Source organism: Acidovorax sp. KKS102 (genome assembly GCF_000302535.1).
Classification (GTDB): domain Bacteria; phylum Pseudomonadota; class Gammaproteobacteria; order Burkholderiales; family Burkholderiaceae_C; genus Acidovorax.
In genome coordinates, this window is the sequence record NC_018708.1 from 1,730,654 (window position 1) to 1,755,395 (window position 24,742).

24 protein-coding genes are annotated in these 24,742 nt (G+C 65.7%); 14 read left to right on the plus strand and 10 right to left on the minus strand.

Annotation, left to right across the window (positions count from 1 at the left end):
- Window positions 1–13: 13 nt before the first annotated feature.
- From C380_RS25520 to C380_RS07900, 3 genes are all read left to right on the plus strand, one after another.
- Window positions 14–511, plus strand: a complete 498-nt coding sequence (locus C380_RS25520; protein ID WP_015013333.1) for a hypothetical protein — start codon at window positions 14–16, stop codon at window positions 509–511.
- Window positions 508–954, plus strand: coding sequence for a dUTP diphosphatase (gene dut, locus C380_RS07895; RefSeq protein ID WP_015013334.1), 447 nt, complete (start codon window positions 508–510; stop codon window positions 952–954). Before C380_RS25520 ends, dut begins: the two co-directional genes overlap by 4 nt.
- Before the next feature lie 213 nt (window positions 955–1,167).
- Window positions 1,168–1,668: a glycine zipper 2TM domain-containing protein gene (locus C380_RS07900; RefSeq protein WP_015013335.1), complete on the plus strand. Its 501-nt coding sequence runs from the start codon at window positions 1,168–1,170 to the stop codon at window positions 1,666–1,668.
- Between the two features lie 81 nt (window positions 1,669–1,749).
- Here the strand turns inward: C380_RS07900 and C380_RS07905 are convergent, their stop codons facing one another.
- Entirely contained in the window at window positions 1,750–2,274 is a 525-nt protein-coding gene (locus tag C380_RS07905) for a peptidylprolyl isomerase (RefSeq protein ID WP_015013336.1), read from the minus strand.
- Window positions 2,275–2,328: 54 nt separating this feature from the next.
- On the opposite strand from C380_RS07905, the gene C380_RS07910 reads away from it, so the two are divergent.
- The 3 genes from C380_RS07910 (at window position 2,329) to C380_RS07920 (ending at window position 4,527) form a co-directional block, all read left to right on the plus strand.
- On the plus strand, window positions 2,329–3,459 hold the full coding sequence (locus tag C380_RS07910; protein WP_015013337.1) for a cupin domain-containing protein: 1,131 nt from the start codon (window positions 2,329–2,331) through the stop codon (window positions 3,457–3,459).
- A gap of 13 nt (window positions 3,460–3,472) precedes the next feature.
- Window positions 3,473–3,994, plus strand: a complete 522-nt coding sequence (locus tag C380_RS07915; RefSeq protein WP_015013338.1) for a hypothetical protein — start codon at window positions 3,473–3,475, stop codon at window positions 3,992–3,994.
- A 251-nt stretch (window positions 3,995–4,245) separates the two neighbouring features.
- The gene (locus C380_RS07920) at window positions 4,246–4,527 is read left to right on the plus strand and encodes a hypothetical protein (RefSeq protein ID WP_043565263.1); all 282 of its coding nucleotides are present in this window, start codon (window positions 4,246–4,248) and stop codon (window positions 4,525–4,527) included.
- 123 nt (window positions 4,528–4,650) lie between these two features.
- Here the strand turns inward: C380_RS07920 and C380_RS07925 are convergent, their stop codons facing one another.
- The 6 genes from C380_RS07925 to C380_RS07945 all read right to left on the minus strand — a co-directional run bounded on the left by C380_RS07925 (window position 4,651) and on the right by C380_RS07945 (window position 9,664).
- Window positions 4,651–5,433, minus strand: a complete 783-nt coding sequence (locus tag C380_RS07925; protein ID WP_015013340.1) for an MBL fold metallo-hydrolase — start codon at window positions 5,431–5,433, stop codon at window positions 4,651–4,653.
- Between the two features lie 110 nt (window positions 5,434–5,543).
- Window positions 5,544–6,641, minus strand: a complete 1,098-nt coding sequence (gene bamC, locus C380_RS07930) for an outer membrane protein assembly factor BamC (protein ID WP_015013341.1) — start codon at window positions 6,639–6,641, stop codon at window positions 5,544–5,546.
- Window positions 6,642–6,688: 47 nt separating this feature from the next.
- On the minus strand, window positions 6,689–7,585 hold the full coding sequence (dapA, locus tag C380_RS07935) for a 4-hydroxy-tetrahydrodipicolinate synthase (protein WP_015013342.1): 897 nt from the start codon (window positions 7,583–7,585) through the stop codon (window positions 6,689–6,691).
- Between the two features lie 30 nt (window positions 7,586–7,615).
- Entirely contained in the window at window positions 7,616–8,179 is a 564-nt protein-coding gene (locus C380_RS07940; protein WP_015013343.1) for a bifunctional 2-polyprenyl-6-hydroxyphenol methylase/3-demethylubiquinol 3-O-methyltransferase UbiG, read from the minus strand.
- Window positions 8,180–8,269: 90 nt separating this feature from the next.
- Window positions 8,270–8,425: a hypothetical protein gene (locus C380_RS25260; protein ID WP_168162351.1), complete on the minus strand. Its 156-nt coding sequence runs from the start codon at window positions 8,423–8,425 to the stop codon at window positions 8,270–8,272.
- 21 nt (window positions 8,426–8,446) lie between these two features.
- Window positions 8,447–9,664 carry an MFS transporter gene (locus C380_RS07945; RefSeq protein ID WP_015013344.1) on the minus strand — a complete coding sequence of 406 codons (1,218 nt, stop codon included), beginning with the start codon at window positions 9,662–9,664 and terminating at the stop codon, window positions 8,447–8,449.
- A 130-nt stretch (window positions 9,665–9,794) separates the two neighbouring features.
- Here C380_RS07945 and C380_RS07950 point away from each other — a divergent pair, with 130 nt between their 5' ends.
- The 4 genes from C380_RS07950 to C380_RS07965 all read left to right on the plus strand — a co-directional run bounded on the left by C380_RS07950 (window position 9,795) and on the right by C380_RS07965 (window position 17,077).
- Window positions 9,795–11,777 carry a DNA topoisomerase IV subunit B gene (locus tag C380_RS07950; RefSeq protein WP_015013345.1) on the plus strand — a complete coding sequence of 661 codons (1,983 nt, stop codon included), beginning with the start codon at window positions 9,795–9,797 and terminating at the stop codon, window positions 11,775–11,777.
- Between the two features lie 33 nt (window positions 11,778–11,810).
- Window positions 11,811–12,665: a lytic transglycosylase domain-containing protein gene (locus tag C380_RS07955; protein ID WP_015013346.1), complete on the plus strand. Its 855-nt coding sequence runs from the start codon at window positions 11,811–11,813 to the stop codon at window positions 12,663–12,665.
- Window positions 12,662–15,019 (plus strand): DNA topoisomerase IV subunit A, encoded by a 2,358-nt coding sequence (parC, locus tag C380_RS07960; protein WP_015013347.1) that lies wholly within the window; start codon window positions 12,662–12,664, stop codon window positions 15,017–15,019. Before C380_RS07955 ends, parC begins: the two co-directional genes overlap by 4 nt.
- Before the next feature lie 255 nt (window positions 15,020–15,274).
- Entirely contained in the window at window positions 15,275–17,077 is a 1,803-nt protein-coding gene (locus C380_RS07965; protein ID WP_015013348.1) for a methyl-accepting chemotaxis protein, read from the plus strand.
- 135 nt (window positions 17,078–17,212) lie between these two features.
- On the opposite strand, the gene C380_RS07970 is transcribed toward C380_RS07965, so the two are convergent.
- A protein-coding gene (locus C380_RS07970; RefSeq protein WP_369750442.1) for an IS3 family transposase occupies window positions 17,213–18,441 on the minus strand; the annotation gives its coding sequence in 2 pieces (ribosomal slippage) (window positions 17,213–18,096 and window positions 18,096–18,441; 1,230 coding nt in all).
- A 112-nt stretch (window positions 18,442–18,553) separates the two neighbouring features.
- Entirely contained in the window at window positions 18,554–19,012 is a 459-nt protein-coding gene (locus tag C380_RS07980) for a RidA family protein (protein WP_008906002.1), read from the minus strand.
- Between the two features lie 136 nt (window positions 19,013–19,148).
- On the opposite strand from C380_RS07980, the gene C380_RS07985 reads away from it, so the two are divergent.
- The 4 genes from C380_RS07985 to C380_RS07995 all read left to right on the plus strand — a co-directional run bounded on the left by C380_RS07985 (window position 19,149) and on the right by C380_RS07995 (window position 24,419).
- Window positions 19,149–21,716, plus strand: coding sequence for a DNA internalization-related competence protein ComEC/Rec2 (locus C380_RS07985; protein ID WP_015013349.1), 2,568 nt, complete (start codon window positions 19,149–19,151; stop codon window positions 21,714–21,716).
- Between the two features lie 87 nt (window positions 21,717–21,803).
- On the plus strand, window positions 21,804–23,318 hold the full coding sequence (locus tag C380_RS07990; RefSeq protein WP_015013350.1) for a circularly permuted type 2 ATP-grasp protein: 1,515 nt from the start codon (window positions 21,804–21,806) through the stop codon (window positions 23,316–23,318).
- Window position 23,319: 1 nt separating this feature from the next.
- Window positions 23,320–23,466 (plus strand): alpha-E domain-containing protein, encoded by a 147-nt coding sequence (locus C380_RS25825; protein WP_015013351.1) that lies wholly within the window; start codon window positions 23,320–23,322, stop codon window positions 23,464–23,466.
- Window positions 23,460–24,419, plus strand: coding sequence for an alpha-E domain-containing protein (locus tag C380_RS07995; protein WP_015013352.1), 960 nt, complete (start codon window positions 23,460–23,462; stop codon window positions 24,417–24,419). The genes C380_RS25825 and C380_RS07995 overlap by 7 nt, the downstream gene beginning before the upstream one ends.
- A 36-nt stretch (window positions 24,420–24,455) precedes the next feature.
- On the opposite strand, the gene C380_RS08000 is transcribed toward C380_RS07995, so the two are convergent.
- Window positions 24,456–24,737, minus strand: coding sequence for a VF530 family DNA-binding protein (locus C380_RS08000; protein WP_015013353.1), 282 nt, complete (start codon window positions 24,735–24,737; stop codon window positions 24,456–24,458).
- Between the last annotated feature and the right edge of the window lie 5 nt (window positions 24,738–24,742).

Consider the following 24,742-nt stretch of genomic DNA (forward strand, 5'->3'; position numbering starts at 1 on the left):
GTGGGGAGGTGTGATGACAACTGGTGCTACCAAACCTGATTGGGACACGCCACCCGATGGCGATTTTGCGGCCTACGTGGAGCGCCTGACTGCCCAGAAACCTCTGCAGAAAGCCCCGGTGACGCAGGCTCCTGCTGCCGCTGTTGCTGCTGTCGGCAGAGCGGCCCAGGCGCCCAGCGCCGGTGCACAAGCTCAGGCTCTGCCGCCCGATCTGCTGCAGGTGATGCGTCCGCTGGCCGGTGTATTGCGCACGGTGCGTGCGGTGTTGCTCGTGATGGTGGTGCTGCACGGCATTGCCCTTTTCCTGCTCGGTCATGGCTCGTTGCCCGGCCTGGTGGTCATGGGCGTGGTGTGGTGGGTGCTGGGCTGGCTGATGCAATCGGCAGCGCAGCTCGGAGGGGCTCAAGCCTCGGGGATGAATACAGCGACGCAAGCCTTGCAGGATCGCTTGCGACAAGTGGCGCAGCAGCGCAGTGGTACAGGATTAGGAACAGGAAAGAAAAAACCGTGAAGATTGACGTGAAGATTCTCGACCCGCGCATGGCGGACCAATTGCCGACCTATGCCACGCCCGGTAGCGCGGGGCTGGACCTGCGTGCCTGCCTGGATGCGCCGCTGACCCTGCAGCCCAACGCCTGGCAACTGGTACCCACGGGCATTGCGATCTACCTGCAAGACCCAGGCTATGCCGCGCTGATCTTGCCGCGCTCGGGCCTGGGCCATAAACATGGCATCGTGCTCGGCAACCTGGTGGGTTTGATCGACAGCGACTATCAGGGGCAGCTCATGGTAAGCGCCTGGAACCGCAGCAACGTGGCTTTCACTTTGGAGCCCATGGAGCGGTTGGCCCAGCTGGTGATTGTTCCGGTGGTGCAGGCCCAGTTCAACGTCGTCACCGAGTTCGCAGCCACACAGCGGGGTGAGGGCGGGTACGGCTCCACGGGCAAGTCCTGACGCAGACCGACTGATGACGTGGTGCCCGGGGGCTCGTAGCTGGTTTGTAAGAATCCGCTTACGTTTCGATGGGTCTGTTACCGACCTATGGATGGCCCCGTGTCTACGCTACGGCATCCTCGGGCGTTGTTCCAATCTGCACATGGGCATTGAGCTGGAATCCTTCTGGATTCTTTTGCCAATGCGTAGCCCGACAACTTCAGGAGATTGAACATGCAATTCCACCGTCCTCTCGCCCTCGTGGGCACCGTGGTTCTGGCTGCTTCGCTGGCCGCTTGTGGCCACAGCCGCCCCGCCCCCGCGCCGCAGTATTCCGGCGGCTATTCCAGTGGGTACCAGACGGCTCCTGCCTATCCGCAGCAACAAGCGGGCACAGAATATGGCCGCGTTTCCAACATTGAGGTCCTGCAAGGACGCAGCCAAGGCCAGACCACTGGCACGGGTGCCGTTCTGGGCGCCGTGGTGGGTGGCGTGCTGGGCAACCAGGTGGGCAAGGGCACGGGTCGCGCCGCAGCCACTGCGGTGGGCGTGCTGGGTGGTGCAGTGGCTGGCAACGCCATCGAAGGCCGCAACAACCAGGAATACGTGCAGGGATACCGGCTGTCTGTGCAGCTGGACCAAGGTGGCTACCGCGTGTACGACGTGAGCAGCCCGGGGGACCTCCGCATCGGTGACCGCGTGCGTCTGTACAACGGCCAGATCTCGCGCATGTGATCTGATCGACACCACAAAAAACGGGCGCCCCGATTTGATTCGGGGCGCCCGTTGTGCTTTTGAAACCGGTTCTTAGGGAGCTCAGTGCAGCAACGAGCTGCCTGGCGCCTGGGGCTGAATGCGGAAGAAGCCGGTTCCTGCCGTGCCGCGTCCAATCTCCTCTTCGGTGGCCTCGCGCACGGCCTCCACGGTCAGTTGCAGGCGCAGCGCGATGCCCGCCAGCGGGTGGTTGCCGTCGAGCACGATGTGGTCGGGGTAGATCTCGGCCACGGTGTACAGGGCGGTGCGGGGGGCATCGGGGTTGCAGCCTTCGGGCAGCGCCATGCCGTCAAAGGTCATGCCTTCTTCGATCTCGGCGGGGAAAAGGGCGCGTGGCTCCAAGAACAGCAATTGGTCATTGAAGTCACCGAAGGCGTCCTCGGGTTCGAGGTGCAGCGCCAGCTTGGCGCCCGGGCCATGGCCTTGCAAGGCCTCTTCGATGCGGGGCAGGAGATCATCACCGCCCACCAAAAACTCCACGGGCTCGTCAAGCACATCCAGCTCTTCGCCCAGGGTGTCTTTCAGGGTCCAGGTCAGTGCGACCACACATTGTTGGGTAATTTCCATAGGAGAATTGTCGCAGTTTGACCAACGGCCCCGCAAAGGGGCAAGACTTTCCTCATGGACATTCAGCAACCCCTGGCGCTGCTCGCCGGCCTCACTCCCGCGCAATTCATGCGCCGCCACTGGCAGAAGAAGCCCTTGCTGGTGCGCCAGGCGATCCCGCAGTTTGCACCGCCGGTGCTGCGGACCGAGCTGTTTGCGCTGGCTGCCCAAGAGGGCGTGGAGTCGCGTTTGGTGCAACTGGTCAAGGGCGTTTGGAAGCTGCGCCACGGGCCCTTCAGCCGCCGAGCACTGCCTGCGTTGCAGCAGCCCGACTGGACGCTGCTCGTGCAGGGCGTCGATCTGCACAACGACGCGGTGCATGCGCTGATGCAGCAGTTCCGTTTTGTGCCCGAGGCGCGGCTGGACGATCTCATGATCAGCTACGCCAGCAACGGCGGTGGCGTAGGGCCCCATTTCGACAGTTACGACGTCTTTTTGCTGCAGGCGCACGGCAAGCGGCGCTGGCGCATCGGGCGCCAGAAGGATCTGTCGCTGCGCGACGGCATTCCCTTGAAGATATTGGCCGAGTTTGAGCCCGAAGAAGAGTTTGTGCTGGAGCCGGGCGACATGCTGTATCTGCCTCCGCGCTATGCCCACGACGGGATCGCCGAAGGCGAGTGCATGACGTATTCCATCGGTTTTCGCGCGCCAGCCCGCGCCGAGCTGGCGCAGGAGCTGCTGGTGCGTCTGGCGGAAGATGCCGGGGATGACGATCACCCTTTGCTCTACCGCGATGCAGGGCAGGACGCGGTGGCGCAGCCAGCGCACATTCCCGCCGGGTTGCAGGACTTTGCGCGCGAGGCCCTGTCGCGTGCGCTGGCCCAGCCCCTGGTGCTGGAGCGCGCGCTGGGCGAGTACCTCACCGAGCCCAAGCCCAGCGTATGGTTTGAGCCGGGCGACACCCGGGTGATGCTGGAAGGGGTGCGGCTGGACCGCAAGAGCCGCATGATGTACGACGCACACCACATCTTCATCAACGGTGAAAGCTACCGTGCGGCAGGGCGTGACGCCACGCTGATGCGGCGCCTGGCCGATGAGCGCCAACTGTCGGCACGGGATCTGGCCCGGGCCAGCGACGACGCGCTGGAACTGCTTTCGTCGTGGTGCGATGCGGGCTGGGCCCATGTCTGGGCCGGTGGAGAATGACCAGGAGCCAGTGATGACCGATACAGCCACCCCCTCTGCCGAGCCTTTGCGCGACTTGCCCAGCGGGCGATTCAGCGGGCGCGAGACGTTTCAGCAACTGGTGCGCGACGCGATTGCCACGGCGGCACGGGATGGCTGGCAGGAAATTTTCATCAGCGATGCCAACTTCCATGACTGGCCCCTGGGCGAGCGTGCGGTGGTCGAGGCCTTGCAGGACTGGGCCCGGAGCGGCCGGCGCTTCACCATGCTGGCTTGCAGTTATGACGACGTGATCCGCCGCCATGCCCGCTTTGTGCGCTGGCGTGGCACCTGGGACCACATCATCACCTGCCGCCGCAGCCCGGCTGCCGACCCGCTGGACTTGCCCAGTGCGCTGTGGTCGCCGCAATGGGTGCTGCATCGGCTCGATCCCGAGCGCTGCGTGGGGGTGACTGGCAGCGAGGCCGATCGCAGGGTGATGCTGCATGAGACGCTCAACGAGTGGGTGCGCAGCAAGAGCGCGCCTGGATTCCCCTCCACCACGCTGGGGTTGTAGCTTTTGCCCCATTTTGGGGAACGCCCGTTGGCAGGGCGCCACGCGGCGGTCGCGCCCGCCGGGATACTGCGCAAAGTCAAGCTGGCGTAAAGCTTTCGTCAGTGTTAGTCAGTATTGACTAAATACCAATATAATCTGCGGCTGTGCCCAAAAAGGTGCAACCAAGTGCATTGTGCCAATGCGTGCATGGGCTCAGGAAGCCTGACGCCGTGGCTTTTCAAGATTCTGTCTGTCCAAATAGGAAAATCGAAATGAAGAACTCTCTCGTTCTGGCCGCCCTGATCGCTGCTGCTGCACTCGCCGCTTGTGGCAAGAAGGAAGAACCCGCTCCAGCACCCGCTCCCGCTCCTGTGGAAGCTCCCGCCGCAGCACCTGCTCCCGCCGCCGAGCCAGCAGCTCCTGCCGCTTCCGACGCTGCTGCTCCTGCCGCCGCTGCACCTGCTGCTGACGCTGCTGCTCCTGCCGCTGACGCTGCCAAGGCTGCTGCTGACGCCGCTGCCACCGCCGCTACCGGCGCTTCCGCAGCCAAGTAAATCGCTGCAGGCTCTGGGCTGACCCTAAGGTCGGCCTGTGCCACGGCCCCGCACCGCAAGGTCCGGGGCTTTTTTTATGCCCTTCGCCAGGGTGAGGCAGTCAAGGGCGCACGGTTCGGGCCATCAGGGGTTCACGTCGAACCATTGCGTCCCCTCGGTGGGGCTGGCGACCTGGATATCCTCATCCGCCCACCCCAGCGCGGCGGCCAGTGACTGGCGGGCAAGGGCGGGGAGGTTGTTCTGCGCACTCAGGTGCGCCGCCACCACGCGCTGCAGGCCGTCATGCTGCACCGCGCGCAGGATCTCTGCGGTTGCTGTGTTGGCCAGGTGTCCATACAGCCCCCCTACGCGGCGCTTCAGAAACGGTGGATAGCGGGATGCGGCCAGCATGTCGGGGTCGTGGTTGGCCTCGATCATGAGGGCGTGGCATCCCTGCAGCTGCTGCAGCACATGGGAGCTGGCATGGCCCAGATCGGTCAGGACACCCAGGTGTGCGGCGCCGTCGGAGCAGCGCAGCTGCAGAGGCTCGCGGGCATCGTGCGGCACGGTGAACGGGCGGGCTTCGAAGGCGCCCATGTCGATTGCTTCCATGTCGTGCGCTACCCGCATCAAGCCGTCCAGGTCTGGCGCGCCTATGGCCGCGTAGGTGCCTTGGCTCATCCACACGGGAATGCGAAAACGCAGCGCCAGGGTCTGGGCACAGCCGATGTGATCGGAGTGTTCGTGGGTGATAAAGAGGGCGTCTAGGTCTTCCACCTGCAACTGCGCTTGTGCCAGGCGGTCCTGCAATTGCCGGATGCCGAGCCCGCAATCGATCAAGAGGCGGCGCACCTGGCTGCCACTGCGGCCTTCGACCACCGTGGCATTGCCGGTGCTGCCGCTGCCCAGGTTCTTGAATCGGAGCATGGCGGGGCGAAAGAATGGGTTTGTGGCAGCCCAAAAAACCAGAGCCACCGTCCACCCGAAGGTGGAGGGGGCTCCAGAGGTGTGGGTGGCGGCCTTTCGGCCTGCGCCGCTTATTTCAGGTCGTCAGCAATCACGCGCACGATGCGCTCGGCATTGGCCGAGGTCTCGGGGGCGCCGGCTTCGTTGAGCACCGACACGGTGGTTGCTTCACCCTGGCTGCGCACCACGATACGGTACTTGAGCGGAGGAGTTGCGGACGTGGAACTGAACAGCTTGCTAAAGAAGCCTGGCTCTTTCTTCTCGGTGTCCGGCGCCACGTAGCGCACAAAGTACGTGCCTTCATTGCGGTTGCGGTCTTCCACCGTGAAGCCGGTGCGGTCCAGCGCCAGGCCCACACGGCGCCATGCGCGGTCAAAACCTTCGTCCAGCTGCACCACCGGCACATTGTTCACCGTGGCCATGCGGGCGGCCTGGGTGCGTGGTGCGGGGGCTGCGGCGACAGCCTTGGACTGCTCCTGGCTCACGCCCAGCTTGACCATCAGGCGGCGCAGGAATTCGGTTTCGAGTTCCGGGTCGGAGGGGCGAGGCTGCCAGACGGTGCTGTCCTTGGTGACGTTGCCATAGACCTCGACCATCCCGCGGTGGGTGATGTAGATCTCGGTGCCTCCATTGGCATTGCGTTCCAGCCGGGTGCGGAACTTGTCCCGTTCGCCGGTGGAGTACAGGGACTCCATCAGCTTGCCGATGGTGGAACGGATGAAATCCTGCGGCAGCTTGGCGCGGTTCTCAGCCCAGTCGGTCTCCATGATGCCGACATTGGCCTCTGACTGGGCCAGCGTGAAGCCACTTTCCAGCCAGAAGTCGCGCACGGGCTCCCACAGCTTGTCGGCAGGGCGGTTGACCACCAGCCAGCGCTGGTTGCCATCGCGCTCGATGCGCACGTCGCCCAGCTGCAGGGCCGCCGCGTTGGCGTTGCCCGACGGCTGCGCTGCCTGGCCGGCCTGCATGGCGGCGGCAGAGACCGAGCCACCCGGCATGGCGTAGCGCGAGTCGCGCGACAGCTGGGTGAGGTCCGGTGGGACTTCCAGCGACGAGCCCTTGGCGGCGCTCTTGTAGTCGATCTTGTCGCCTTCCAGAATGCTGGTGGAGCAGGCGGACAGGGCCATGGCGAGGGCCAGCAGGCTGAGGCGGGTGGTAGCAGCTTTCACGCGGAAATCCTTGGGAAGTGTCTCTGAGAGCGGGCGCAAAGCCCGAATTAGATCAGGCCGCTGGTGCGCAGTGCCGACTCGACCACAGCCTCATTGCTGCTGGCCAGGGGCGTCATGGGCAGGCGCATGGTGCCGCCACACAGGCCCATGCGGGCCATGGCCCACTTGACCGGGATGGGGTTGGCTTCGACGAACAGGTTCTTGTGCACGGGCATCAGCTTGAACTGGATTTCCATGGCCCGGCGCGCGTCGCCCGCCAGGGCGGCCACACACAGCTCGTGCATCAGGCGCGGGGCCACGTTGGCCGTCACGCTGATGTTGCCGTGGCCACCGCAGAGCATCAGGGCCACGGCGGTCGGGTCGTCGCCCGAGTACACGCCAAAGCCCTTGGGCACGTCGCGGATGAGCCACTGGGCGCGCTCAATGTTGCCGGTGGCTTCCTTGATGCCGATGATGCCGGGCACCTGGGCCAGGCGCAGCACGGTGTCGTGCTGCATATCGGCCACCGAGCGGCCGGGCACGTTGTACAGCACGATGGGCAGGTCGCCCGTGGCTTCGGCGATGGCCTTGAAGTGCTGGTACTGGCCTTCTTGGGTGGGCTTGTTGTAGTAGGGCACTACCTGCAGCTGGCTGTCGGCCCCCACGCCGCGCGCGAACTTGGCCAGTTCGATGGCCTCGGCGGTGGAGTTGGCGCCGCAGCCGGCCATGATGGGCACGCGCTTGGCGGCCTGTTCCACGGCCACGCGGATGATTTCGCAGTGTTCTTCCACGTTCACGGTGGGGGACTCGCCCGTGGTGCCCACCACGCCGATGCAATCGGTGCCTTCGGCGATGTGCCAGTCGATCAGTTTGCGCAAGGTGGGGTAGTCCACGCTACCGTCCTCATGCATGGGGGTGACGAGGGCGACGATGCTGCCGGTGAGTGGCACGGAAGAAGAAGTCATGTCCGCAGTGGTAAACGGTAAAAGGGCATTCTAACTAGCCCCGATGGGCAAAAGATGTCGTGAGGGTCCGCCCGCCTGCGGGAGTTCCCGTACGGCCGTGATGCGTTGCACGAAACGCGCAGGTTCGTCGATGAAGCCGTCTTCATAACCTACCACGCGCAATTCCTTGCACACGTGCAGCAGCTCGCCGGGCGTCAGCAGAAACTCAGGCCGGGCGGGGCGCCCCACGGTTTCGTTGCCCTGGGCAAAGGTTTCATAGACCAGCACCCCGCCCGGCGCCACGCTGGCCACGATGGTGGGCAGCAAGGGGCGCCACAGGTAGTTGGTGACGACCACGCCACCAAACTGGCGGCCTGCAAAAGGCCAGGGGCCGTTTTCGATGTCGGCTTGCACCAGCTCGCCCAGCCTTTCGCTGGCGGCCAGCGCCTCGGCCGACCGGTCCACGCCGACCACGGTGTGCCCCAGTTCGCGCAGATGCCGCAGGTGGCGCCCTGCGCCGCAGGCAACGTCCAGCACAGTGCTGTGGGGAGCGATCAGGTGGCTCCAGCGCCGCACCCATTCCGAGGGGGCCTCTGTACCGTGCGTACTGTGCATACCGTGCATGAGACTATAAAAATGATAGCTACCTGCGCATGATCCACTAGCGCTTGCGGCCAAAAACGCTTGAAAATGTTGCGGAGCAGGTCAAAAACACGCCCACATCTGGTCGGCCATCATCACCATGAATTCGGGCACGGTGTAAAAGCCAAACACCACCAGGCACAGCAGCACGGCCACGGCGCCGCCCAGCCAGCGCAGGGCGCGCGGCGTGGTTTTGCGGGGCGGGGTGGTGTGGCTCATGCAGGGAGGGGGGCCAAAAGGTCAGGCGGGTTGTGGGCTGCTGCGCGAGATCGGGCTTTCCTTGACCGGCAAGTTCACCAGCCCGGCAAAAATTCCCAGACCAATCGCGATGTACCAGACGATATCGTAGCTGCCGGTAGCGTCATACAGATAGCCCCCCAGCCAGACGCCCAGGAAGCTGCCGATCTGGTGGCTGAAGAACACAAAGCCGCCCAGCATCGACAAATGCTGCACGCCGAAGATCTGCGCGATGGTGGCATTGGTGGGCGGCACGGTGGACAGCCACAGCGCGCCCATCACCGCCGAGAACACGTACACCGACAGCGGCGACAGCGGCACCAGCAGGAAGATGCTGATTGCCACCGCACGGGCAAAGTAAATGAAGGCAAGGATGTGGCGCTTGGGCATGCGCTGGCCCAGCGTGCCCGCGATGTAGGTGCCAAATACGTTGAACAGCCCGATCAGCGCCAGCGCATAGCTGGCCACCTGGGGCGACAGGCCGTGGTCCTTGAGGTAGCTGGGCATGTGCACGCCAATGAACACCACCTGAAAGCCGCACACAAAGTAGCCCGCCATCAGCAGATTGAAGCTGGGGTAGCGAAAGGCCTCGCCCAGCGCCTGCGCAATGGTCTGGTCGCGCTTGACCGGGGTCGTGCCCTTGAAGCCCGGCTCCCGCAGGCCAAAGGCCAGCGGCACGATCAGCAGCACGGCCATCGACAACGCCAGCAGCGCTTGCTGCCAGCCCAGGCCCGCGATGAGCCAGCCTTCCACCGGCACCATCAGAAACTGCCCGAACGAGCCCGCTGCCGCCGCTACGCCCATGGCCCACGAGCGCTTTTCGGGCGCAATCTGCCGCCCCAGCACGCCGTAAATCACCGCATAGGTGGTGCCCGCCTGGGCCGCGCCAATCAGCACGCCCGCCGTCAGTGCAAATAACGTGGGCGTGGGCGACAGGGCCATGCCTGCCAGGCCCAAGGCATACAACACCGCACCACCCAGCAGGACGCGGAAGGCCCCAAACCGGTCGGCCGCCATGCCCGCAAAGATCCCGATCAGGCCCCAGGACAGGTTCTGGATGGCGATGGCCAGGGCGAACGACTGGCGCGTCCAGCCCATCTCCTGGGTGATGGGAAGCAGCCACAGCCCGAACCCGTGGCGGGTGCCCATGGACAGGGTCACGATGGCCGCGCCGCAGGCCAGCACCTGGAACATGGATAGTTTGGGAGGATTCATATGCATGCGCAGGAATGTAGCCAGATTGTGTGAAACGCGCTGATACACCCGCGACCAATACAGTTGCCGCCAGGGTCGCGCGAAGACTGTCTTTTTATCCAGCTCCAGGGCGGTGGCCGCACTACAATCCGCCGCTATGTCTGCCAAACCGTCTTCTGCTTCCGCCAGCGAATATTCCGAAGGTTCGATCCGCGTGCTCAAGGGCCTGGAGCCCGTCAAGCAGCGCCCGGGCATGTACACCCGCACCGACAACCCCCTGCACATCATCCAGGAGGTGCTGGACAACGCCGCCGACGAGGCGCTGGCCGGGTACGGCAAGAAGATCCGCGTCACCCTGCACGCCGACGGCTCTGTCAGTGTGGAAGACGACGGCCGGGGCATCCCCTTCGGCCTGCACCCCGAGGAAAACGCTCCAGTGATCGAGCTGGTCTTCACCCGCCTGCACGCGGGCGGCAAGTTCGACAAGGGCAAGGGCGGGGCTTACAGCTTCTCGGGCGGCCTGCATGGCGTGGGCGTGTCGGTCACCAACGCGCTGGCCACCCGGCTGGAGGCCACCAGCTACCGCGAGGGCAAGGTGGCGCGTCTGGTGTTTGCCGCTGGCGACGTGATCGAGCCCCTGGTGGCCCGGCCGCTGGAGGCGGGCGAGCGCAAGCAGGGCACCTCGGTGCGCGTGTGGCCCGACGCCAAATATTTCGAATCCAGCGCCCTGCCCATGGGCGAGCTGACCCACCTGCTGCGCAGCAAGGCCGTGCTCATGCCCGGCGTGACGGTGCAGCTGGTCAACGAGAAAACCCGCGACACGCAAACGTGGCAGTACAAAGGCGGCCTGCGCGACTACCTGATGCAGACGCTGAACGGCGATCCGGTGATCCCGCTGTTCGAGGGCGAGGGTTTTGCCGACCGCAACAACGAAAGTTTTGCCGAAGGCGAGGGCGCCGCCTGGGCCGTGGCCTTCACCGAAGACGGTCAGCCCATGCGCGAGAGCTACGTCAACCTGATTCCCACCAGCGCGGGCGGCACGCACGAAAGCGGCCTGCGCGACGGCCTGTTCAACGCCGTCAAGAGCTTCATCGAACTGCACAGTCTGTTGCCCAAGGGCGTGAAGCTGCTGCCCGAGGACGTGTTTGCGCGCGCCAGCTATGTGCTCTCGGCCAAAGTGCTGGACCCGCAGTTCCAGGGCCAGATCAAGGAGCGCCTGAATTCGCGCGACGCGGTGCGCCTGGTCAGCGGTTTTGTGCGTCCGGCGCTGGAGCTGTGGCTCAACCAGCACGTCGAATACGGCAAGAAGCTCGCTGAGCTGGCCATCAAGGCCGCGCAGACGCGCCAGAAGGCGGGCCAGAAGGTTGAAAAGCGCAAGGGCTCGGGCGTGGCTGTGCTGCCCGGCAAGCTCACCGACTGCGAAAGCCGCGACACGGCGCACAACGAAGTGTTCCTGGTCGAGGGCGACTCGGCTGGTGGCAGCGCCAAGATGGGCCGCGACAAGGAAAGCCAAGCCATCCTGCCGCTGCGCGGCAAGGTGCTCAACACCTGGGAGGTGGAGCGCGACCGCCTGTTTGCCAACAACGAAATCCACGACATCTCGGTAGCCATTGGCGTGGACCCGCACGGCCCCAACGACACCCCCGACCTGAGCGGCCTGCGCTATGGCAAGGTCTGCATCCTGTCCGATGCCGACGTGGACGGCTCGCACATCCAGGTGCTGCTGCTCACGCTGTTCTTCCGCCATTTCCCCAAGCTCATCGAGGCTGGCCACATCTACGTGGCGCGCCCGCCGCTGTTCCGTGTGGACGTGCCCGCGCGTGGCAAGAAGCCTGCGGCCAAGATGTACGCGCTGGACGAAGGCGAGTTGGCCGCCATTCTGGACAAGGCCGAAAAGGACGGCGTGCCGCGCGAGAAGTGCCAGATCAGCCGCTTCAAGGGCCTGGGCGAGATGAACGCCGAGCAGCTGTGGGAAACCACGCTCAACCCCGACACCCGCCGCCTGCTGCCCGTGCAGCTGGGCGACATGGACTTTGCCGCCACCGAGGGGCTCATCACCAAGCTCATGGGCAAGGGCGAAGCCGCCGCGCGCCGCGAACTGATGGAGCTGCATGGCGATGCGGTCGAGGTCGATATCTGAAGAGCAGCGTCATACGCGCCCGAGCCGCCTGCCATGACCTCATTTCGCCAAATCGGCCGCTTGCGCTGGTATGTGTTGGGTTGTTTGCTCTGCTTTTTGCAGCAAACGGCCCGTGCAGACCTGTGGGCGCATGTGGACGAGCGTGGCGTGACGCACTTTGCGGCGGAGCAGGTCGATGCGCGCTACCAGCTGTTTTTTCGCGGCAACGACTTTGACTCAACGCGGGACACACCGGCCAATGCTTCGCCCATGCCCTACGCGCTGCCCGCAGCGGGCGCGCGCCTGCTGGCGTTTTTCGACATTGCGCCGGACTACAAGCGCGTCAAGCACCACCTGCGCGCTGCGTCCACCCAGCATGGCGTGGACTATGAGCTGCTGCAGGCCGTGATCGCCACCGAGTCCGGCTTTGACGCCGCCGCCGTATCGCCCAAGGGCGCCGTGGGCCTGATGCAGGTGATGCCCGCCACGGCCAGCCGCTTTGGCGTGAGTGCGGACAAGAAGCGCACGGTGGAGCAAAAACTGGCCGACCCCGCTGTGAACGTGCCCACCGGCACCCGCTACCTGCGCTACCTGCTGGACCTGTTCCCCGGCCGCATGGACCTGGCCGTGGCCGCCTACAACGCGGGCGAAGGCGCCGTGCAAAAGGCGGGCAACCAGGTCCCGGCCTTCAAGGAAACCCAAAACTACGTGCGCACCGTGCTGGGTCTGTACGCCCAGCTCAAGCCGCCAGCGCCCGTGCTGACACAGCGCGCCCTGCCGGGCCGTGTGCGCATGGAGCTATCGGGCGGCGCGCAGAACCGGGGCAACCTGCCGCCCACCCAGGTGGCACAGACCCGCAGCGCGCCGCAGACCGCGTTTGAACCCTTACCGACGATTCCGAACGAATGAGCGACCAACCCACTCTTGATTTCACCACCGCAGGCGATGACGGGGGCGACTCCCTGGGCCTGGCGGGCTACGCCCAGCGCGCCTACCTGGAATACGCGCTGTCGGTCGTCAAGGGCCGTGCGCTGCCCGATGTGTGCGACGGCCTCAAGCCCGTGCAGCGGCGCATCTTGTATTCGATGGACCGCATGGGCCTGGGCTACAGTGGCCCCACGCGCAACACGGCGGCCAAGCCCGTCAAGAGTGCCCGCGTTGTGGGCGATGTGCTGGGCCGGTTCCACCCCCACGGTGACCAGTCGGCCTACGACGCGCTGGTGCGCATGGCGCAGGACTTTGCGCAGCGCTACCCCCTCATCGACGGCCAGGGCAACTTCGGCAGCCGCGACGGTGACGGCGCTGCGGCCATGCGGTACACGGAAGCCCGCCTGTCGCGCATCACCAGTCTGCTGCTCGACGAAATCGACGAAGGCACGGTCGATTTCATGCCCAACTACGACGGCAGCACCGAAGAACCCCGCCAGCTGCCCGCCCGCCTGCCGTTCGCGCTGCTCAATGGCGCCAGCGGCATTGCTGTGGGTCTGGCCACCGAGATCCCCAGCCACAACCTGCGCGAGATTGCCGATGCGTGTGTGGCGCTCATCAAGACCCCATCGCTGAGCCAGGACGAGCTGCTGGCCATCGTGCCCGGCCCGGACTACCCCGGTGGCGGCCAGATCATCAGCAGCCCCGGCGACATTGCCGACGCCTACCGCACGGGCCGTGGCAGCCTCAAGGTGCGCGCACGCTGGAAGATCGAGGACATGGCGCGCGGCCAGTGGCAACTGGTGGTCAACGAACTGCCGCCCGGCGTGAGTACCCAGCGCGTGCTGGAAGAGATTGAAGAAATCACCAACCCCAAGGTCAAGGCCGGCAAGAAGGCGCTGACGCAGGAGCAGACGCAATTGAAGGCCAGCATGCTGGCCGTTCTGGACGTGGTGCGTGACGAGTCGAGCAAGGACGCCCCTGTGCGCCTGGTGTTCGAGCCCAAGACGGGCAAGACACCGCAGCAGGAGCTGATCACCGCGCTGCTGGCCCACACCAGTCTGGAGACCTCGGCGCCCATCAACCTCACCATGGTGGGGCTCGACGGCAAGCCCGTGCAGAAGTCGCTGCGCCAGATGCTGGAAGAGTGGATTGCCTTCCGCCAGACCACGATCACCCGCCGCAGCCAGCACCGGCTGAACAAGGTGCTGGACCGCATCCACATCCTCGAAGGGCGGCAGCTGGTGCTGCTCAACATCGACGAGGTGATTGCCATCATCCGCCAGGCCGAAGACCCCAAGGCCGCGCTGATTGCACGCTTTAACCTCAGCGACCGGCAGGCCGAGGACATCCTCGAAATCCGCCTGCGTCAGCTCGCGCGGCTGGAAGCCATCAAGATCGAGCAGGAGCTGAAAGAACTGCGCGAAAGCCAGGGCAAGCTCGAAGACATCCTGAACCACCCCGGCTCGCTGCGCCGCACCATGGTCAAGGAGATCGAGGCCGACGCCAAGACCTTTGCCGACGCGCGCCGCACGCTGATCCAGGCCGAGAAAAAGGCCGTGGCCGAAGTGAAGGTGGTGGACGAGCCCGTCACGGTGGTCGTCTCGCAAAAAGGCTGGGTGCGCGCCCGCACCGGGCACGGCCACGAGGCCGCCAGCTTTGCCTTCAAAGCGGGCGACGGGCTGTATGGCACGTTTGAATGCCGCACGGTCGATACCCTGCTGGCCTTTGGCAGCAACGGCCGCGTGTACTCGGTGGCCGTGTCGCTGCTGCCGGGCGCGCGGGGTGACGGCCAGCCGGTGACCACGCTGATTGAGCTGGAAGCGGGCACGCAGTTGCTGCACTACTTTGCGGGGCCCGCCAACGCCACGCTGCTGTTGTCCAACTCGGGCGGCTACGGCTTTCTGGCAGCGGTGGAGAACATGGTGTCTCGCCAGAAGGGCGGCAAGGCCTTCATCACGCTGGGCGAGGGCGAGACGGTGTGTGTGCCCTCGCACGCCGCAGGCAGCACGGGCAGCAAGCCGGTGGTGCCCGCCACGCATGTGGCTTGCGCCTCCACGGGCGGGCGCATCCTTACGTTCGAGATCACCGAGCTGAAAACCATGGCCAACGGCGGCCGTGGCCTGATGCTGATCGACCTGGAAGACAAGGACCAGCTCGCAGGCGCGGCCGCCTATACGCGCAGCATCCGCCTCGATGGCATTGGCCGGGGCGGCAAGCAGCGCGACGAAACGCTGGAGATCCGTAGCCTGAACAACGCCCGCGCCGCACGCGGCCGCAAGGGCAAGGCAGCTGACCTGGGCTTCAAGCCCCAGGCGGTGACGCGGGTCGAGTAACAGCGGCTCGCACAAGGCTTCTGGCTTTTTTGCCGCATCGCCTGCGGTGCAGCTCTCGGCCGGAGCCGTGTCGCTGCGTTTTTTAGCCACTCCAAGCGGGTGAAGTGGGGTGCACGGAAAGGGCTCAACGCAGCCTACGCCTATGGCTGCGCCTCCAGTGGCGCTTGGGGATGACCCTCATGCGGCCGCTCCTGGTTTGTGCAATTGTCGGAAAGCGAGCAACATCTCGTGACAAACACACTCCAGGAGACCTCCATGCCCAAACAACTGAGGATGGCCCACAAGCTGTGGCTGGCTGTGATTCTGATCGTGGTCATGCTGGTTGCCGTGGTGGGGTTTGCGGCCTACCGCTCGGCCAAAGTGCAAGCCCAGGCCGATGCCGTGAGCAAGGAGATGGAGGCGCGGGTGCAGGCCGCCCTGCGGTGGTCGGGGTTGACCGAAACCAATGCCGCGCGCACGCAGGCGCTGATCGTGAGCAACGACCCTGCGGTGGAGGCCGAGTTCAAGGACGTCATTGCGGCCACCTCGGCCCAGATCAGCGAGGTGCAGAAGTCGCTCGAATCCATGGCTCTGTCCGACGCCGACAAGGCCCAGATGAACAAGATCGCGGCCGCCCGCAAGGCCATGATCGACCTGCGTGGCGAGGCCCGCAAGCTCAAGGGCGACGGCCAGCAAGACCAGGCCGTGACGTTGATCAATCAGAAGTACAACCCTTCGGTGGTGGCCTACCTCACGGCACTGCGCGAGTTCGTGGCCCAGCAGCAGAAGAACGCCGCAGATACGCAGGCAGCCATGGCGGCCGAGCGCATGCTCACCGTCAAGATCGCGGCGGTGGCCGTGGCCCTCCTTCTGCTCGCCATCATCGTGGGGGCGTATTACCTGATCGGCAGCATCCAGCGGCCGCTGGCGCAGGCCCATGGCCTGGCCGAGCGCATTGCGGGTGGCGACCTGAGCCAGCAGGAGTCCGTCACGCGCGGTGACGAGTTTGGCGACCTGTTGCGTTCGCTCTATGCCATGAGCAACGCCCTGGGGCGCATGGTGCACCAGGTGCGCCAGAGTACGGACAGCATCGCCATCGCCAGCGCCGAGATCGCGACCGGCAACCAGGATCTGTCAGCCCGCACCGAGCAGACCTCCAGCAACCTGCAGGAAACTGCCGCCGCGATGGAGGAGTTCACCAGCACCATCCAGCAAAGTGCGGGCAGCGCCCAGCAAGCCAGCAGCCTGGCTGCAGGTGCCACCGGCGTGGCCCGCCGGGGCGGCGAGGTGGTGACCCAGGTGGTGGCCACCATGGAGGACATCAACCACAGCAGCAAGAAGATCGCGGACATCATCGGTGTCATCGACGGCATTGCGTTCCAGACCAACATCCTGGCGCTGAACGCCGCCGTGGAGGCTGCGCGGGCTGGCGAGCAGGGCCGTGGCTTTGCCGTGGTGGCCAGCGAGGTGCGCAGCCTCGCGCAGCGCAGCGCCGAGGCGGCCAAGGAGATCAAGCAGCTCATCAGCGCGTCGGTCGAGAAGGTGGAGACCGGCTCGCGCCTGGTGTCTGACGCGGGCATGACCATGACCGACATCGTGCAGTCGGTGCAGCGCGTGACCGACATGATCGGCGAGATCACCGCCGCATCGTCCGAGCAGAGCGCGGGGGTGTCGCAGGTCAACAAGGCGATCAGCAACCTGGACCAGATGACCCAGCAGAACGCCGCGCTGGTGGAAGAAAGCGCTGCGGCAGCGCAGAGCCTGCGCGAGCAGGCCGACCATCTGGCGCGCGAGGTATCCATGTTCAAGGTCAACGCCGCCAGCTATGGCCCGGCCCAGGTCGCCATCGGCGCGGCGCGTGGTGCAGCCAAGGTCACCGGCAGCCTGTCCCCAGCCCGCGCAACTCCAGCGCCCGCCGCTGGCGGTACTACCGCTTCAGCGGCCCGCATCGGCACCACCAACACTTCTGCTGCGCTGGCCAAGGCACCTGCTCACTCATCGGCCGCCAAGACGGGGAGCCAGAAAAACGCGAAGCAGGGCGCTGCGGCGGGAGCCGAGGAGGACTGGGAATCCTTCTGACGGGTGTTGGGATCGCACCGGTTTCGAGTCAGCGCGCACGGCTCCTTTTTCGCAACCCGGTGGCGGAGCTGGCGGACCGCAGTGACCCGTCCTGAATAGCGTTGACACCCAGGACGGTTAAAAACTCCAGCCGGACTATCCGGCCAATGACGCCCGATGCACTGCATCGGGCGTTTGCATTTTCAGCGACAGATGCGGTCGCTCGCAGTTATAGATGTCGACTGACTGCTCGACCATGCGTCTGGCCTGCCCCAGATCGGCGGGGCGCTGCAGCAAGAACTCACTCTTCAAGATGCCATTGACCCGCTCGGCCAGCGCGTTCTGGTAGCAGTCGTAGCCGTCCGTCATCGAGCAGATCACGCCGTGGCGCTTGTGCAGGGCCTGGTAGTACGTCGCGCAGTACTGGATACCCCTGTCGGAGTGGTGCACCAACTGTCGGCTGCTCTGTCGCCCCGAGAGCGCCATCTTCATGGCCTGCGCCACCTCTTCGGTCTGCAGGCTCTCATGCACGTGCCAGCCGACGATCTTCCTGGAATACGCATCCGTGACCAGGCTCAGATAGACGAACTTGCCGTGTGTGGGCAAGTAGGTGATGTCAGCCACCCAGACCTGCTCGCTGCCGCTGGCGTGGATCTGTTGCGGCCCTACCTTGAGAAGGTTCGGATGGTGCCTGAAGCGGTGGTGACTGTCTGTTGTCTTGTGATACGCCCGCCGGGGTGCCACCAGCAGCCTGGCATTGCGCAGGACGTCGAACATTGCATCGCGGCCCAAGTCGATGCCTCGGCGCTGTAGCGGCTCCTGCAATAAGTGGTGCAGCTTGCGCGTGCCTATGCGTGGTTGGCGCATGCGCTGCTCGCGCACCAACTCCACCACCGTCTGCGCATTCGCCAAGCGATCGGCCTCGCGGCGCCTACCCTGGTAATACGCCTGACGGCTGTGGCCCATATGCTGGCAAGCCCTCTTCACGCTCAACCCTGCGATGAGGTTTTGCGCGAGGACTTGCCCAAAGGCTTTTTTACGATGCGCACCCCATAGTCCTTGCGCAGCACGTCGATGACGGCTTCGAATAGCCTGGCCTTCTCCTGCGCCTGTGCGAGCTGCACCTGCAGCGCCTTGATCTGCTGCTCGGGCGTGAGAGCAACAGTGTTCTTCTTGTCTATCGGCATGGCTGCAGATGATGCCGCAGGACTCCAGCCCAGGCGACCGTGCTTGCGCAGCCAGACCAGAACCGTCGAGCGACCCTGGATGCCGTAGTGCTGCTGCGCCTGTTTGTACGTGAGCTCGCCTTTTTCCACCTGCTCCACCACCGCCAACTTAAAGGCCAGTGTGTAGTCGCGCTGCGTGCGTTTGACACTTGATTCCATGACACATACCCTTTTTGAAAGGTCCTCGTGTCAACGCCAGGCAGGACGGGTCACAGGCAACAAAAAAGCCCTTGGCAGCGATGCCAAGGGCTTTTTGCTGGAGGTCTGAAGGTCAGGCCAGTTCAGCGATCAGTTCGATCTCTACGCACGCGCCCATGGGGATCTGGGCCACGCCAAAGGCGCTGCGGGCATGCACGCCCTTTTCGCCAAACACCTGGCCCAGCAGTTCGCTGGCGCCGTTGGTCACCAGGTGCTGCTCGGTGAAATCGCCGGTGGAGTTCACCAGGCTCATCACCTTGACGATGCGCTTGACCCGGTTCAGGTCGCCACCGCAGGCGGCTTGCAGCGTGCCCATCAGGTCGATGGCGACGGCACGTGCGGCCTGCTTGCCTTCTTCGGTGCCGATGTCGCGCCCGAACTGTGCGGCCCAGGGCTTGCCGTCCTTGCGGGCGATGTGGCCGCTCAGAAACACCAGGTTGCCGGTCTGCACATAGGGCACGTAGGCGGCGGCGGGCACCGACACCGGGGGCAGGGTGATGTTGAGTTCTTTCAGCTTGTCGTAAACGCTCATGGTGGTCCTCGTTAGGAAGTGCGGGTGGATAGACGAGGGCAGCCTGGTGCGCAGGCCGCCGAGCGCGGTAAGTGTTACACAGCACCTCGCCCCCGCGCCGATGGGGCAGCCCCTGGCGGCGCATTAGCATCAGTGCATGTCCACCATAAGCGCCCCTAATGCCGCGCCGCTGTCCGCCACAGGCCAGGGGGTGGAGGGGCCGTTGCCCCCGCGTCCGTGGCTGCTGCCCGCTGTATTGCTGGGCATGGTGGCCGGGGCGGCGCTGCAACTGCAGCAGCCCGCGCTGTGGTCTGCGGCGGCCTACGGGTGGTTGTTGACGGCTGGCCTGCTGCTGGGCGGTGGTGCGGTGGCTGCCGCGCGGCGGAACCCCGGGCTGCGCCGGGCTCGCAGTGTGATCGCCATGGCGCCCTGGCTGATGTTGCTGGCGGGGGCGCTGGCGATGGCGGGCAGCACCGGCCTGCGGGCTGTGGCCTACCAAGCCCAGGCGTTGCCTGCGGCCCTGGAGGGCAAGGACCTGCGCATCACCGGCGTGGTGGCCGCCATGCCGCAGGTCAACGAGGCAGGAACCCGCTGGCGCATGGCGGTGGAGTCCGCAACGCTGCAGGGCATACCCGTGGCCATGCCGCCGCAGATCGACGTGGCTTGGTATGGCGGCGCCTTTGGCGGTGGGGGCGAGGTGCTGGACCTGCAACGCCAGCCTGCGCCTGTGCGGGCGGGCGAGCGGTGGCAGATCACCGTGCGCCTGAAGGCGCCCCACGGCCTGCGCAACCCGCACGGCTTTGACTACGAGCAGTGGATGTGGGAGCAGGGCGTGCAGGCCACTGGCTATGTGCGCGCGGGCCCCAAGGACGAGCCACCGGTGCGTGTAGCCGCCACCTGGCAGGTCCCGGTGGAGCAGCTGCGCCAGCGCGTGCGGGACGCCATCCTGGAGCGCCTGGTGTTTGGGCGTGATGGGGCGGATAGTGAATCCGCTGACACCAGCCGCGCGCGCACTGCAGGCGTGGTGGCGGCGCTGGTCACGGGCGACCAGCGCGCCATCGACCGTGCGGACTGGGATGTGTTCCGCGCCACCGGGGTGGCCCACCTCATGAGCATTTCGGGCCTGCACATCACGCTGTTTGCCTGGCTGGCCGCGTTGGTGGTGAGGGCACTGTGGCGGCGCTCGCCCCGGCTGAGCCTGGCGGTGCCAGCGCAGTCTGCCGCGCTGGTGTCGGGTGTGCTGCTGGCCACGGCCTACGCGCTGTTCAGCGGCTGGGGCGTGCCCGCGCAGCGTACCGTGACCATGCTGGCCATCGTGGGGCTGCTGCAGCTGAGCGGGCGCCGCTGGCCCTGGCCCCAGGTGTGGCTGCTGGCCTGCGGGTCCGTGGTGTTGCTGGACCCATGGGCGTTGGCGCAGGCAGGCTTCTGGCTGAGCTTTGTCGCGGTGGGCGTGCTGTTTGCTACTAATCCGATAGCTGCTGAGGCAAGCGATACTAGCGCTACAGGCCGTTTTTATGCCTTGGTGCGTGAACAATGGGTCGTGACACTGGCATTGACGCCCCTGGGCTTGTTGCTGTTTGGCCAGGTGTCGCTGGTGGGTTTTGTGGCCAACCTGGTGGCCATCCCCTGGGTCACGCTGGTGGTCACGCCGCTGGCGCTGGGTGGCGTGCTGTGGGCGCCGTTGTGGAGCGCGGCAGCCCTCAGCCTGCAGCCGTTCACCGCATGGCTGCAGTGGCTGGCGCAGTGGCCCTGGGCTGCCGTGTTTTTGCCGGCAGCGCCGCTGTGGGCGGGCGTGGCGGCGGTGGCCGGGGGGGCGCTGTTGGCCATGCGCCTGCCCTGGCGCCTGCGTTTGCTGGCGCTGCCTTTGCTGTTGCCGGTGCTGTGGTGGCAGCCCGTGCGGCCCGCAGCGGGGCAGTTTGAGCTGCTGGCCGCCGACATTGGCCAGGGCAATGCCGTGCTGGTGCGCACGGCCACGCACACCCTGCTGTACGACGCCGGGCCGCGCTTCAGCCGCGAGAGCGATGCGGGCCACCGCGTGCTGGTGCCGCTGCTGCGGGCGCTGGGAGAGCGGGTGGATGTGCTCATGCTCAGCCACCGCGATGCCGACCACACGGGCGGCGCAGCGGCCGTGCTGGCCCAGCAGCCCCGCGCCGAACTCACCGGCTCCATCGAGGCCGAACACGCCCTGCAGCGCTTGCGCCCCAGCCGCCCCTGTCTGGCGGGCCAGCGCTGGGCATGGGATGGCGTGGTGTTTGAGGTACTGCATCCCCTGCCTGGCGACGACGCACCGGGGGCGGCCAAGCCACCGCGCCCCAATGCGCTCAGCTGCGTGCTGCGCATTTCCGCCGCAGGCACCGAGGGCGCGTCGGCCTTGCTGGTGGGCGACATCGAGGCACCGCAGGAGCAGGCCCTGCTGGCGCGTGGCGCACCGGTGCGGGCCGATGTGCTGCTGGTGCCACACCATGGCAGCAAGACCTCGTCGTCGTCGGCTTTTCTGGAGGCCGTGCAGCCGCGCACCGCTTTGGTGCAGGCTGGGTATCGCAACCGCTTTGGCCATCCGGCGCCAGATGTGCTGCAGCGCTACCGCGCGCGCCAGATTGCGGTGGTGGAGTCGTCGCGCTGCGGGGCGGCTCGGTGGTCCTCGTCACAGCCTCGGCAGGTGGCTTGCGAACGCGACACCGGCGGGCGCTACTGGCAGCACCGCATGGTGCCACGGGACGGCTGAATCGGGGCGCATGGCGCAGCGCCGCCAGGGGTGTTGTGCGGGGGGGCGGGCTCACAACTTGCTATCCTGACTGCAGGAGGCCCGTTCATGCAGAAATTTGACGAGATGTACGCCATGCTGCCGTTTGATGGCAGCGACGTGCGGGAACACTACAAGCGCTACGCGCAATGGTTGAGCAAACAGCCCCCTGACGTGATGCAGGCCCGCAGGGCCGAGGCCGAGATGATCTTTCGGCGTGTGGGCATCACCTTTGCCGTGTACGGCGCCAAGGACGAGGGCGGTGCAGGCAACGAGCGGTTGATTCCGTTTGACCTGATCCCCCGCATCATCCCCGCCCACGAGTGGGCCAGCATGCAGCAGGGGCTGGTGCAGCGCGTCACGGCGCTCAACCGCTTCATCCATGACGTGTACCACGGCCAGGACATCATCCGCGCCGGCATCGTGCCCGCCGACCTCATCCTGAACAACGCGCAGTACCGCCCCGAGATGGCCGGCGTGCATGTGCCGCAAGACATCTACGCGCACATCGCCGGCATCGACATCGTGCGCGCCCCCGATGCCCAGGGCAACGGCGAGTACTACGTGCTCGAAGACAACCTGCGCGTGCCCAGCGGCGTGAGCTACATGCTCGAAAACCGCAAGATGATGATGCGGCTGTTCCCTGAGCTGTTCAGCCTGCACAAGGTGGCGCCCGTGGCGCATTACCCCGACATGCTGCTCGAAACCCTGCGCGCCAGCGCCCCGGCCACGGCCGACGAGCCCACGGTGGTGGTGCTCACGCCCGGCATGCACAACAGCGCGTACTTCGAGCACGCCTTCCTGGCCCAGCAGATGGGTGTGGAACTGGTCGAAGGGCAGGACCTGGTCGTCAAGGACAAGTTCGTGTACATGCGCACCACACGCGGCCTGCAGCGGGTGGACGTGATCTACCGCCGCGTGGACGACGACTTCCTCGATCCGCAGGTGTTCCGTCCCAATTCCACCCTGGGCTGCTATGGCCTCATGGAGGCCTACCGCGCGGGCAATGTGGGCATCTGCAACGCAGTGGGCACGGGCGTGGCCGACGATAAATCCGTGTACCCCTACGTGCCGGACATGATCCGCTTCTACCTGGGCGAAGAGCCCATCCTGAAAAACGTGCCCACCTGGATGTGCCGCAAGCCGGACGACCTGCAGCATGTGCTCGCCAACCTCAAGGACCTGGTAGTGAAGGAAGTGCATGGCGCAGGTGGCTACGGCATGCTCATCGGCCCAGCCGCCACGCAGGCCGAGATCGAAGACTTCCGCCGCGCGCTGATTGCCAACCCCTCGGGCTACATCGCGCAGCCCACGCTCAGCCTCTCCAGCTGCCCCACGTATGTGGAAAGCGGCATTGCCCCGCGCCACATCGACCTGCGCCCCTTCGTGCTCAGCGGCCGCGAGGTGCAGATGGTGGCAGGCGGGCTCACACGCGTCGCGCTGCAGGAGGGATCGCTGGTGGTGAACTCGTCGCAGGGCGGGGGCACCAAGGACACCTGGGTACTGGGCGAAGGCCGCAGCACCACGCCCCTGACACAGTCCCAAACTTTGGGCGGCATGACCCAAACGCAAGGAGGGTTCTGAGATGCTGAGCCGCACCGCCGACCATTTGTTCTGGATGTCGCGCTATACGGAGAGAGCAGAAAACGCCGCCGAATGCGGGGTTTCACTACAACACAGCCAGCGTGCGCAGCACGCGCGGGGTTCTCTGCCCGGGGAGGAAAAATGCTAAGTCGCACTGCCGATCATCTGTTCTGGATGTCCCGATATACAGAGCGGGCAGAGAACACCGCGCGCATGCTCAACGTGAGCTATGAAATGTCCCTGCTGCCGCAGTCCGCCGACGCAGCGCAGGCGGGCTGGGAAGGCCTGCTGTCCATCAGCGAACTGATCCCGGCCTACACCGCCAAGCACGGCGAAGTCACGCCCGCCCATGTGCTCGAATTCATGGTGCGCGATGGCAACAACCCGTCGTCCATCCTGTCGTGCCTGCGCGCTGCGCGCGAGAACGCGCGGGCCGTGCGCGGGGCGCTCACCACCGAGGTGTGGGAGACGCAGAACCAGACCTGGCTGGAGTTGCACCGGCAGCTGGAAGGCGGCGCCTTCGAGCGCGACCCGGGCCAGTTCTTTGAGTGGGTGAAGTACCGCTCGCACCTGTCGCGCGGTGTGGTGCTGGGCACCATGCTGCAGGACGAGGCGTTTCACTTTTTGCGCATGGGCACCTTCCTGGAGCGGGCGGACAACACGGCGCGCCTGCTCGATGTGAAGTTCCACGCTGTGAAGAACGACTTCTTCGGCCGCCCCAGCGACCGCAACCAGGAAAGCGACTTCTACCACTGGAGCGCCATCCTGCGCAGCGTGTCGGCGTTCGAGGTGTACCGCAAGGTCTACCGCGACGTGATCACGCCCGGCCGCGTGGCCGACCTGTTGATCCTTAGCCGCGACATGCCGCGATCGTTGCACGCGTGCCTGCGCGAGGTGGTGGACAACCTGGCTGTGCTGGCCAACGGTCAGTCTGCCGAGACCAGCCGCAGGGCAGGGCGCCTGCTGGCCGACCTGCAGTACGGCCGCATCGACGAGATCCTGGCGACGGGCCTGCACGCGTTCCTCACGCAGTTCCTGGACCGGGTGAACGACCTGGGCGGCGGGATCAGCCGCGATTTTCTGGTGACCTCGGGCGACTGAGAGTCGCCTGTAAAGAGGTGTGGCGCGGGGAGTGGATCACTCCTGCGCGTTGCGACGCTGGTCCCGCAGCATGAAGAGGTAGAGGCTTTCGACCTTCTCGCGCGCCCAGGGGGTCTTGCGCAGGAACTTGAGGCTGGAGCCCACGCTCGGGTCGATTTGGAAGCAACGGATGGGAATCTGCCGCCCCAGCTCATCCCAGCCGAAGTAGTCGGCCAGGCCCACGACCATGGCTTCGAGCGTCACGCCGTGCAGGGGGTTGCGCGGCTGCGCGGGCTTGTTGGCCGGTGGGGCGGGTGGTGGGGTCTCTGGAGTGCTCATGGCTC

Bases quoted from the DNA above. Each gene is read 5' to 3' on its own strand.
- C380_RS25520 (WP_015013333.1), top strand. From the start codon at position 14: ATGACAACTGGTGCTACCAAACCTGATTGGGACACGCCACCCGATGGC.
- C380_RS07900 (WP_015013335.1), top strand. From the start codon at position 1,168: ATGCAATTCCACCGTCCTCTCGCCCTCGTGGGCACCGTGGTTCTGGCT.
- C380_RS07905 (WP_015013336.1), bottom strand. From the start codon at position 2,274: ATGGAAATTACCCAACAATGTGTGGTCGCACTGACCTGGACCCTGAAA.
- C380_RS07910 (WP_015013337.1), top strand. From the start codon at position 2,329: ATGGACATTCAGCAACCCCTGGCGCTGCTCGCCGGCCTCACTCCCGCG.
- C380_RS07915 (WP_015013338.1), top strand. From the start codon at position 3,473: ATGACCGATACAGCCACCCCCTCTGCCGAGCCTTTGCGCGACTTGCCC.
- C380_RS07920 (WP_043565263.1), top strand. From the start codon at position 4,246: ATGAAGAACTCTCTCGTTCTGGCCGCCCTGATCGCTGCTGCTGCACTC.
- C380_RS07925 (WP_015013340.1), bottom strand. From the start codon at position 5,433: ATGCTCCGATTCAAGAACCTGGGCAGCGGCAGCACCGGCAATGCCACG.
- dapA (WP_015013342.1), bottom strand. From the start codon at position 7,585: ATGACTTCTTCTTCCGTGCCACTCACCGGCAGCATCGTCGCCCTCGTC.
- C380_RS07940 (WP_015013343.1), bottom strand. From the start codon at position 8,179: ATGCACAGTACGCACGGTACAGAGGCCCCCTCGGAATGGGTGCGGCGC.
- C380_RS25260 (WP_168162351.1), bottom strand. From the start codon at position 8,425: ATGAGCCACACCACCCCGCCCCGCAAAACCACGCCGCGCGCCCTGCGC.
- C380_RS07945 (WP_015013344.1), bottom strand. From the start codon at position 9,664: ATGCATATGAATCCTCCCAAACTATCCATGTTCCAGGTGCTGGCCTGC.
- C380_RS07950 (WP_015013345.1), top strand. From the start codon at position 9,795: ATGTCTGCCAAACCGTCTTCTGCTTCCGCCAGCGAATATTCCGAAGGT.
- C380_RS07955 (WP_015013346.1), top strand. From the start codon at position 11,811: ATGACCTCATTTCGCCAAATCGGCCGCTTGCGCTGGTATGTGTTGGGT.
- parC (WP_015013347.1), top strand. From the start codon at position 12,662: ATGAGCGACCAACCCACTCTTGATTTCACCACCGCAGGCGATGACGGG.
- C380_RS07965 (WP_015013348.1), top strand. From the start codon at position 15,275: ATGCCCAAACAACTGAGGATGGCCCACAAGCTGTGGCTGGCTGTGATT.
- C380_RS07980 (WP_008906002.1), bottom strand. From the start codon at position 19,012: ATGAGCGTTTACGACAAGCTGAAAGAACTCAACATCACCCTGCCCCCG.
- C380_RS07985 (WP_015013349.1), top strand. From the start codon at position 19,149: ATGTCCACCATAAGCGCCCCTAATGCCGCGCCGCTGTCCGCCACAGGC.
- C380_RS07990 (WP_015013350.1), top strand. From the start codon at position 21,804: ATGCAGAAATTTGACGAGATGTACGCCATGCTGCCGTTTGATGGCAGC.
- C380_RS25825 (WP_015013351.1), top strand. From the start codon at position 23,320: ATGCTGAGCCGCACCGCCGACCATTTGTTCTGGATGTCGCGCTATACG.
- C380_RS07995 (WP_015013352.1), top strand. From the start codon at position 23,460: ATGCTAAGTCGCACTGCCGATCATCTGTTCTGGATGTCCCGATATACA.
- C380_RS08000 (WP_015013353.1), bottom strand. From the start codon at position 24,737: ATGAGCACTCCAGAGACCCCACCACCCGCCCCACCGGCCAACAAGCCC.